The sequence below is a fragment of the Achromobacter sp. UBA5777 genome, from assembly GCF_002418565.1.
Taxonomy (GTDB): Bacteria; Pseudomonadota; Gammaproteobacteria; order Burkholderiales; family Burkholderiaceae_B; genus Achromobacter; species Achromobacter animicus.
In genome coordinates this window covers 94,090-103,763 of sequence record NZ_DIEJ01000106.1, presented here as the reverse complement: position 1 = coordinate 103,763, position 9,674 = coordinate 94,090, and the positions used below count along the sequence as shown (strand labels likewise).

General features: G+C 66.2%; 9 protein-coding genes. 4 read left to right on the top strand and 5 right to left on the bottom strand.

Annotated elements, in window-relative coordinates; all coding sequences use genetic code 11:
- Nucleotides 1–692 (top strand): FecR domain-containing protein (locus B3446_RS07965; RefSeq protein ID WP_291379526.1); only part of this gene is annotated, 692 nt, incomplete at its 5' end.
- A gap of 202 nt (nucleotides 693–894) precedes the next feature.
- Complete coding sequence (locus B3446_RS07960) at nucleotides 895–3,249, top strand: TonB-dependent siderophore receptor (RefSeq protein WP_291379524.1); 2,355 nt, start codon at nucleotides 895–897, stop codon at nucleotides 3,247–3,249.
- Between the two features lies 1 nt (nucleotide 3,250).
- Here the strand turns inward: B3446_RS07960 and B3446_RS07955 are convergent, their stop codons facing one another.
- Genes B3446_RS07955 through B3446_RS07935 form a run of 5 tightly spaced genes read right to left on the bottom strand, consistent with a single transcriptional unit; the run spans nucleotide 3,251 to nucleotide 7,503 of the window.
- On the bottom strand, nucleotides 3,251–3,910 hold the full coding sequence (locus tag B3446_RS07955) for a tetratricopeptide repeat protein (RefSeq protein WP_291379521.1): 660 nt from the start codon (nucleotides 3,908–3,910) through the stop codon (nucleotides 3,251–3,253).
- Nucleotides 3,907–4,722 carry an SDR family oxidoreductase gene (locus B3446_RS07950; protein ID WP_291379519.1) on the bottom strand — a complete coding sequence of 272 codons (816 nt, stop codon included), beginning with the start codon at nucleotides 4,720–4,722 and terminating at the stop codon, nucleotides 3,907–3,909. Before B3446_RS07950 ends, B3446_RS07955 begins: the two co-directional genes overlap by 4 nt.
- Nucleotides 4,719–5,390, bottom strand: coding sequence for a TenA family transcriptional regulator (locus tag B3446_RS07945; protein WP_291379517.1), 672 nt, complete (start codon nucleotides 5,388–5,390; stop codon nucleotides 4,719–4,721). Before B3446_RS07945 ends, B3446_RS07950 begins: the two co-directional genes overlap by 4 nt.
- Complete coding sequence (locus B3446_RS07940) at nucleotides 5,387–6,880, bottom strand: AMP-binding protein (RefSeq protein ID WP_291379515.1); 1,494 nt, start codon at nucleotides 6,878–6,880, stop codon at nucleotides 5,387–5,389. Before B3446_RS07940 ends, B3446_RS07945 begins: the two co-directional genes overlap by 4 nt.
- Nucleotides 6,877–7,503 (bottom strand): thermostable hemolysin, encoded by a 627-nt coding sequence (locus B3446_RS07935; protein ID WP_191577855.1) that lies wholly within the window; start codon nucleotides 7,501–7,503, stop codon nucleotides 6,877–6,879. Before B3446_RS07935 ends, B3446_RS07940 begins: the two co-directional genes overlap by 4 nt.
- 125 nt (nucleotides 7,504–7,628) lie before the next feature.
- On the opposite strand from B3446_RS07935, the gene B3446_RS07930 reads away from it, so the two are divergent.
- On the top strand, nucleotides 7,629–8,300 hold the full coding sequence (locus tag B3446_RS07930; protein WP_291379512.1) for a response regulator: 672 nt from the start codon (nucleotides 7,629–7,631) through the stop codon (nucleotides 8,298–8,300).
- Complete coding sequence (locus B3446_RS07925; protein WP_291379510.1) at nucleotides 8,297–9,655, top strand: ATP-binding protein; 1,359 nt, start codon at nucleotides 8,297–8,299, stop codon at nucleotides 9,653–9,655. Before B3446_RS07930 ends, B3446_RS07925 begins: the two co-directional genes overlap by 4 nt.
- Nucleotides 9,656–9,674: the final 19 nt, after the last annotated feature.

Sequence of the window (9,674 nt, the reverse complement as noted above, 5' to 3'; positions counted from 1 at the left end):
TGGGCGTGCTCGCCCCGGCAGGCTGGATGGCATGGCGCGAGGCGCCCGCCTGGCGCGCCGACCTGCGCACCGCCGCAGGCGAACAACTGACACATCAGCTCGACGACGGCACGCGGCTGGTGTTGAACAGCGGCAGCGCCGTCGACCTGCGCTACGGCAGCAGCGAGCGCCGTCTGGTGCTGGTGGCCGGCGAGGTGCTGGTGACCACCGGCCAGGAATCCCAGCCTGCCTACAGGCCCTTCGTGGTGCAGACCCCGCAAGGCGAGGTGCAGGCGCTGGGCACGCGCTTCTCGGTACGCGTCGTCGAGGACCACACCGAGGTCATGGTGTTCGAGCATGCGGTGCTGGCACGCCCGAGACATGGCGCGCCACTGCGCATCGACGCCGGGCAACGCGGCAGTTTCACGCTTGCCCAGACCGGCGCGCTGGCGCCCGTGGACGACAGCGCGGCGCTCTGGGAGCAAGGCATGCTGGTCGTGCGCGATCAGCGCCTCGCCGACGTGGTGGCCGAGCTGGCGCGTCATCGCCCGGGTTTCCTGCGCTGCGACCCCGAGGTCGCCGACCTGCGGGTGTCGGGCGCGCTGTCGCTGCGGGACACCGATGCGGCGCTGCAAGCCTTGGCCGAACGCCTGCCCATCGCGGTGCAGCGCGTCACCCGTTACTGGGTATCGGTCGGTCCGGCCGGCGCTTGAACGGCCGCGCGGCAAAAATATTTTGCGTCGAGGTGATCACTTTTTCGTTGTCGTGCGGAGTAGGAAGTAAGACCGCATCAAGGGGATGCGGGCGCTTCTTGCTTGACGATGAAAGGATGAAAGAGTGATGGCACGTGTACGCGCAGCGCGGGGCAGAGGATCCCGCAAGGCAATGATCTGGACGGCGCTCTGGTGCACGGCCATGGCAAGCGCCACCGCGGGCGCACAGTCCGCGGCCCAGACCGGCGCAGCGCCGGCCTCCCAGGTGCGCACCGTCGCAATCGGCGCAGGCTCGCTCGATGCCGTGCTGGCGCGCTACGCGGCCGCCGCTGGCGTGCAGATCGTCTACGACCCCGCCTGGCTCGCCGGCCGCCAAAGTCCAGGCATCTCGGGCGAGATGAACGTCCAGCAAGGCTTTGACCGCCTGCTCGCGGGCACCGGTTATCGCGCCGTGCCCAGCGCTTCCGGCACCTACGCGCTGCAGGCGATGCCGCAAGGCGGAATTACGCAACTGGCGCCCGTCACCGTCACCGGCGCGGCCGAGCGCGCCACCAGCGAAGGCACGGGCTCGTACACCAGCAATGCCGTCACCATCGGCAAAGGCACGCAGACACTCAAGGAAATTCCGCAGTCGGTGTCCGTCGTCACACGCCAGCAGCTCGACGACCAGAACCTGAACAGCCTGTCGGACGCAATGCGCAACGTCACGGGCATGACCGTCGAAACGCTCTCCAGCGGCGGCAATATTTCCGGGTTCATCTCTCGCGGCTACTCGCTCGATTCGATCCAGGTGGACGGCATGCGCGCCCCGGCCGGCGCGGGCAACCTGTCGGCGGGCTTCGACCTTGCCATCTACGATCGCATCGAAGTGCTGCGCGGTCCGTCCGGGCTCTACCAAGGGACGGGCGAACCAGGCGGCAGCGTGAATCTGGTGCGCAAACGCCCCATGCAGGAATTCGCCTTTGGCGCTCAGGCCAGCGTCGGGTCGTGGGACTACTACCGCGCCGTGGCCGACCTGAGCACGCCGTTTGATAGCGAAGGCAAGGTCCGCGGCCGCTTCATTGCCGCCTACGAAGACCGCGGCTCCTTCGTCGACCGCGTCAGTTCCGAGCGGCCCACGCTCTACGGCATCGTCGAGGCCGACCTGACATCCGCCACGACGCTGGCGGCGGGCATCACGCACCAACGCTCCCGCGTCACGCCGGCATTCGGCCTGCCCGCGTACGCCGACGGCTCGCTGCTCGACGTGCGCCGCGGCACCAATCTCAGCGCCGAATGGAACCGCATCGAAGAAGAAACCACCGAGGTCTTTGCCGATCTGCAGCACCGGCTGGACGGCGGCGGCTCCATGAAGGCAAGCATCTTTCATCGCGACACCGACACCCCGACGCGCGTGACCACCTGGCCCAACCGCGCCGTCGATCCGGTCACCGGAGACACCAACCTCATCGCCTGGTCGTACCGCAACCACTGGAAAACGACCGGCGCGGATGCGCACGTGAATCTGCCGTTCGAGGCTTTCGGCCGCGAGCACAGCGTGCTCGTGGGCGCCGACTACAGCTACACCCGCAAGCAATTCAACTATGGCGGCGGCACGATCTTCCCGACCAACGTAAATGACCCGGTCATCGACATGCCACAGCCCGAGATGGAACAGGTCAACGGCAACGACGGCCGCACCAGCGAATTCGGCCTGTACACGCGCGCAAACATTCAGGCGACCGATAACTTGAAGGTCATCGCGGGCGCGCGCCTGTCCTGGTGGAAAAACGACGCACGCAACGCCAACCAGTACTTCGGCGACTTCAGCCAGGCGACGACGCGCATCGACGCGCGTCCCTCCCCATATGCCGGGGTGGTGTACGAACTGACGCCGCAGTTGTCCGCCTACGCCAGCTACACCAGCATCTTCCAGCCGCAGACCGAAATCGATGCGCAAGGCAGCACGCTGTCGCCGCGCGTGGGACGCCAGATCGAAACGGGCGTCAAAGGCGCGTTCATGGACGGCGCGCTCAACGCGCATGCCGCCCTGTTCCAGATCGTGGACCGCAACCGGGCGATGAGCGACCTGAACAACCCGATGTACTCGGTGGCCGCGGGCAAGGTGCGCAGCCAGGGCTTCGAGACCGAGATCAGCGGATCGCCGTTGCCGAACTGGGACATCGTGGCCGGCTACGCCTACACGCAGACCAAATACCTGAAAGCGAGCCAAGCCCAGGAGGGACTGTCGTACAGCACAATCACCCCGCGTCACGCCATCAACCTCTGGACCCGCTACCGCTTCAGCCAGCCGGCGCTGGAAGGCTTCAGCGTGGGCACCGGCGTTCGCTGGAATAGCGGCAATTATCTGCAAAGCGGCAACGTGCGTTGGGACCAGGGCAGCTACGCGCTCGTATCCGCGCAGATCGGTTACCGCTACAACCGCCACGTCGAAGGCACGCTCACCGTCGACAACCTGTTTGACCGCAAGTATTACGAGAAGCTTGGCGGCGCCTCGCGGCAAAACTACTACGGCCAGCCGCGCACCGTGATGCTGACGGTGCGGTATCAGTACTGACTCAGCGGGCCGCTTTCAGCAGCGTACGCACTTCCTCCCGCCGGCCCTCGTCAGCCACTTCGCGACCGGGCCGGGGCGGCGCTTTCAACGCCTTTTCCAGGTAAGGAACCGCCTCCGACTTGCGGTTCCGGTACACCAGGTAATCCGCATAGAAGTAGTTTGGGTCTATGCCGTCCGGGTTGATGGCCAACGCCTGCTGCAACAGCGCCTCTGCACGCTTGTTGTCGCCAAAGCCCACCGGCCAGCCGGGCACCTTGTAATACAGCACGCCCAGGCTGTTCAGCGCAGACCCGTCCAATGCCTTGCTGTCGATCTGAATCGCGGTTTCATACTCGGCCTTGGCCTGTTTCGCCAGGCTGAGGGCGCCCATGCCGCCTTTGGCGCCGGCCCACGAGCTCAGGATGATGCCTTCCCAGATATGCGGTTCGGCTTTGTTGACGTAACGCTGCGTCAGGTCGTGGGCCTGCTTGGATAGTGCCTCGAAGCGCTTGGCGCGATCATCGGGCGGGCTCTTGTATTGAATGTCCGCCCAGCTGCTTTGCAGCGCGCGGATGCCCTGGTCCATTTCGGCAGGCGCCGCCACGGCAAGGGAGGAAAACAGACACGCCACGCCCGCCAGCACGCCGGCGGCCTTATTGCGCAAGCCAGAATTCAATTTCATGACTGGGCTCCAGTAGGAAATTTCAACGACATCAATGCGCGACGATGTTTTGCAAACGCGCCATCGAACCATTCAGGACAAAGACCATTCAACCGCGCCGCGACGGATTCGATTCCGCCTGCAAAGCCTTGGCGCGATTCGCGTTGCAGCATGCGCGACACGGCCCGCGCGATTTCTTCCGGACTGTCGCTGGCCGAATCGGTCTCCTTGTTGAACGCCAGGACCTCGGCCGAGTTGAACGGCGTGTCGATCGCCCGCGGCGCGTAGTACTGCACCCGGACGGACGAGTCGGCCAGTTCGCGGCGCAAGGCTTCGGAGTACATCCGTAGCGCGGCCTTGCTTGCCGCATAGGCGGAAAACCCCGGCACGCCCAGGCTGCCCAGCGTCGATCCGATGTTCAGCACCTGTGCGCGCGGCTGCGCCAGCAAGAGCGGCAGCATGCCGGCAGTCAGCATCATGGGCGCGACGACATTCGTGTCCATAAGCTGGCGCAGCGCTTCGGTCTGCAGGGACTGCGCCGGCCCGAACGCGGCCAGCGCCGCATTGTTGATGAGCACGTTCGCATTGCGGGCGCCGGCGGCATCGATGACCGCATTGCGGCCGGCGTCGGTGGTCACATCCACCACCAGCGCGTCCACACGCGACCGGTCGCGCGCCCCGGCGCTCAGCGACTGCGCCAGCGCCAGCAAGGGCGCTTCGCTGCGGCCGACCAGCAGCAGGCTCGCGCCTTCGTCGAAGAGCCGGCGCGCCATCGCGCTTCCGAGGCCGCCTGCGGCGCCCGTCAATACGACGGAGGCGTCGCGCGGGCTCATGCGACCTCTCCTTGCGATGACGAGCGCGGCAGGGCGCGGAAGATCGCCCCATAAAGTCCATAGAACATGTTGGCGGCGTGGACCACGGCGGCCCGGTCGGCGCCATCGTCCAGGCGGTTCACCAGATCGGCGAAGTGCGCGGTGTGCTCCTGGTCCAGCGTGCCGTGGGACCGCAGATAGCTGAAGGCGTTTGGCGGCAGCGCCAGCGCGCGCTGGATCTGGTCGGCGGCGTTCAAGGCCAGCGTGACGCTGGTGCCCTCCAGCACGTGCACCATGCCGAAGAATCCCACCGGATTCTTGCGCGCGATGGTGTCGTAGGCGTAGGCCACCATGATTTCGGTGTCCGGCCCGGGTCCGGCGCGGCGAACCTCGTCCGCATCGTGTCCCAGCGCACGCAGGTCATTGAGGATCCAGGCATCGTGGCCGGTCTCCTCCTCGATGTATTCATCCAGCGCGGGCAGCATCCACGCCAGGCGTGCCGGCATGCGCGCGCGGCACGCGTGCATCAAGGGCACGGTGTGGCTGACGTGGTGATAGGCCTCGCGCAGAAACGCCGCATAGGCGGGCCGCGCGACCTGTCCGCGCAGGCAATCCTGGATGATGGGCGTGGCCACCAGGGCCTCGCGGGCCTCGCGCGTCTGATCAAGCAACTGTTCGAAAAAGGTCATGATGGGTCTACATCAACGGTTGAGCGGAAACCCGCGGAAAAGAGATCGGCATGTAGTTCGGCAACGGCCTGCCGGCGCGGACGCCCATTCACCGTCGCCAGGCCGCTGGTGGCAGAGAACTCGGCCCGCGCGCGCATCCAGGACCCGATGCGGGCATAGTCCGGTAGCCCCTGGTTGACCTCGTCGACACACGCCTGAATGGCGCTGTCGCTGGGATTGCCCAGCGGCCAGATCACGGCGCCCAGCGACGCCTGGCCTTCGCCCAGCACGACGCAATGGGCGATGACGCGCTGGTTCGCCAGGCGCAGCTCGACCCATTCGGGCGATACGTTGCGTCCGTATCCGGTGATCAGCACATTTTTCTTGCGACCGCGGATATGCAGGAATCCGGCGTCGTCGATGCGGCCCAGGTCGCCTGTCGGCAGCCATGCCGACGACATCGCTGGCTGCCCCAGATATCCCAGCGCCAGCGCGCCGGCCACTTCGATTTCACCGTCGGCAGCCACGCGCACGCGGGCATGCGGCAAGGGGCGGCCCGCCGACCCGGGACAGTCCGCGCCGGGCAGATTCAGGGTCTGTACCGAGCAGGCCTCCGAAAGCCCGTAGCCTTCGTAAGCGGGTATTCCCAGCGTACGAGCGCTTTCCAGCAGATCGCTTCCCACTGCCGCGCCGCCCACCGCGACAAATCGCAGCACCTCGGGGCCGAGGATTTCTGCCGCCCCTAGCCAGCCCGCGTAAGCGCGCAACATCTGCGGCAACACGATGACGCTTTGTGCGCGGCCCGCCACGAGGCCTTGATGAAACACGGCGGGATCGAAGCGCGACGATCCCTGAAGCCCGACGTCCTTCAACGGGTTGACGCAAATCGCCGCGCCCTCGATCAGTGGCGCGTAGACGCCCGCGATGTTCTCCAGCAAAACCGGCAAGGGCAATGCGGTGAAATGGCGGCGAATGCCAAGCGGCCGCGTGGCGGCCGCCAGACCGCTCGCCACCGCCAGCATCTCGGCCGCGCCCAGGCACACGCCTTTCGGACTGCCGGTCGAGCCGGACGTAAACGTGATCTTCGCCGTGCCAGCGGGCAACGGCACCTTGGCGAAAGCGCGCCGGAAGAGGGCCGTGTGGCCCTGCCATTGCCCGGCGGTCTCAAAACCGAACGCCTGCAACATAGGCTGCAATGACGCAGGTCCGACGACGGCGTTCACGCCTGCGGCGTCCAGGGTTTCGCGCCACTGGCCCGGCGTGAAGAACAGCGGCAGGGGCACGTGCACCACGCCCGCTTGAAGACAGGCCAGATCCAGCACGATCCACTCAAGACCGTTGTCCATCAGCGAGGCCACCACCGTCGCCCCTCGCGCCGTTAGGCTTTCGGCAAGCTTGTCCACACGGGCGAGGAGCGCGGCGTAATCCGGCCCCTCGGCCGGCGTCTGAACCGCCAATGCACGGGCACGCGCGGGGTCTTTCAACAGTGCAAAGAAATCGGACACGTTCATACGTCCATCTCCGGAAGGCGGCCAAGAATGGCATTGAGCCGCCCCGCGAAAACCGTCGGCGCATGCGCGTAGTAATTGCCCCAGTCCTTGCGCTCGGCTTCGTTCAGGTGGTCCGAGGTGGCCGCGGAGATCGGCTGATGCGCCAACCCCATTCGCCGGAACAGATGGTGCAATTCGATGGTGAGCGTGCTGACCGCCCAATCAAAGCCCTCGGCATGCAGATGCCTTGCCAGGAGCGGCACCAGCAATCTGCCGCCCCCGGGACGCACGGCGGCGAACTGCCCGGCTTCAACGATGAGACTGCGCGCAACAGGCGCGCCTTGATCGCGCAGGTATTGCTCGATGGGCGCGGACAGATAGCGCTCCAGAAAAAGCGGATCGCTCGCGCTGCGATAGCCCGCCGCCGCCAGGATCTCGCCGTCGCGCTGCACGCTGACCAGCGTGGGCAGCCACTCGGTCAGCCGGGCGCCGAAGCGCTGTTGATACCGTTGGTGAATGTAGGTCTCGATCCGCGCGCGCATCGGATCCTCGAGGGGGTGGACGTGCAGCGTTGCGGGCATGGCCCGGGGCTGCGCGGCCATCGCCGTCCAGGCGGACGGGGCGAAACATTTGTTGTGGGGCATGCGGTATTCCATGCTTAGGAGCTGATTTTCCCGATACGATGGAGCGCAGCTTAGGCATGGAACCTTAATGAGAAATTAACCGCCCCGCGGTGCTAACCTCAGCCCTGCACAGCGAGAGACGACAAATGAGAATTCTCATCATCGAAGATGACCCCCTCATTGGTGATGGCGTGAAGTCCGGCTTACGGCTTCTGGGCTATGCCGTCGACTGGTTCTCGAGCAGCCGGGAAGGAGACCAGGCGATCGGCGTCGTGCATTACGACGCCGTCGTTCTCGATCTCGGGCTGCCGGGAGAAGACGGCGTTTCCCTGCTCAACCGGTGGCGCCGCGATGGCCGCACCGTGCCAGTTGTCATCCTGACGGCGCGCGAGGCGGTTTCAAGCCGCATCGCGGGCCTGGATGCCGGCGCGGACGATTACCTCATCAAACCCATCACTCTGGATGAACTGGCGGCACGCCTGCGCGCGGTGACGCGGCGCGTCGCCGGCAAGCCCGAGCCCGTCTGGCGTCATGGCGATCTTGACTACCACCCTGCCCTGCACGAAGTGCATTGGAAAGGCCAGAAGGTGGACCTCACGACGCGCGAAGCCCTGCTGCTGGAACTGTTCCTCACGCATCCCAATCGCGTGCTGACGCGCGATTTCATCCGCGACAAGCTTTACGACTGGGACGCCGAGCTCGAAAGCAATGCGCTTGAGGTGTTCGTGCACCATCTGCGCAAAAAAATCCACCCGAAAATCGTGCGCACCGTGCGGGGTTCGGGTTACGCGCTGGGCCAGGTGGAAGCCGAGTCATGACATTGCAACGCCGCCTGATCATTGCCGTAATGCTTGCAGCGCCATTCGCGTGGCTCGTCACCATCGCAGGCACGTACTGGCGCGCCGCCCACGAAATCAACGAGCTCTATGACACCGACATGGTGCGCCTGGCGCAACAGACGATCGCGATATCGGCGCTGATCCCGCCCTCCACCCAGACACAGCCTGCGCGCGCCCAATTGCCCGCATCGGGCACAGCGGGCGATGCCGGTCTTGGCGATCTTTCGGTGGCCATATGGCGCGGCGCGCAGGCCCCTCTGGTGCTGGATCCCGAAGCCATGCAGTTTCCCCGCAACGAAGACCGGGAGGGGTTTGCGGAAAGCATCGTCAACGGAGAACCCTGGCGGCTCTTTTACCTGGACGATCCATCGGGCCCGACACGGGTCGCCGTGGGACAGCGCATCGGAGAACGCGACGACCTGGTGATCGCCTACGTGGCGGGCCAGATCCTGCCCTGGCTGTTGGGCCTGCCGGTGCTGATCGGGCTGCTGATCTACGCGGTGCGCCAGGCGATGTCCCCCGTGCGCAGGCTATCGTCCGAACTGGAACGACGCAGCCCGGACGAGGCCAAGCCCCTGCCGCTGTCCGGCGTGCCGGGCGAACTCACGCCGCTGGTGACTTCCATGAACGGCTTGCTTGCGCGGGTCGGTACGCTGATCGAGCAAGAGCGCCGGCTGACCGCGGATGCCGCGCACGAGCTGCGCACGCCGCTCGCCGCGGTGCGGGCGCAATGGGATGTGATGCAGCGCACGCGAGACCCGGACGCGCTGCGCGAGGCGCAAACCAGCGTGACGCGCGGGATGGAGCGGCTGGACCGGCTGGTATCGCAGTTGCTCACAATGGCGCGATTGGACAATGCCAGTCACACCGACTTCGGCGGCTCCGTTGACTGGCGCACCGTGGCCGAGCAGGCCGTCAGCGACTGCCTCTGGATCGCCAACCGGCGGGACGTGGACATCGCGGTGGAATGGCCCGAGCCGGGCGTCCTGCCGCTGCCTATGGCGGGCGATGCCGACGCTCTGGTCATCATGCTGAAAAACATCCTGGACAACGCCATCCGGTACGGCCCGCGCCATGGCCGGGTGCGCCTGGCCTTCTCGCCCTCGGAGATCTCCGTCGACGACCAGGGGCCCGGCGTCGCGCCCGAAGTGTTGCCGCGGCTGGGCGACCGTTTTCTGCGCGCCGCCGGCAACGAGGAAGCCGGCAGCGGCCTTGGCGTCTCCATCGCCCGCCGAATCGCGCACGCGCACGGGATGCGCATTGCCTTTGCCATGCGCGATGCGGAAAGCGACTTCGGCCCGGGCTTGCGGGTCACGATACGCCGCGGCGCGTAGATGGCAAGCCCGCGCGAAG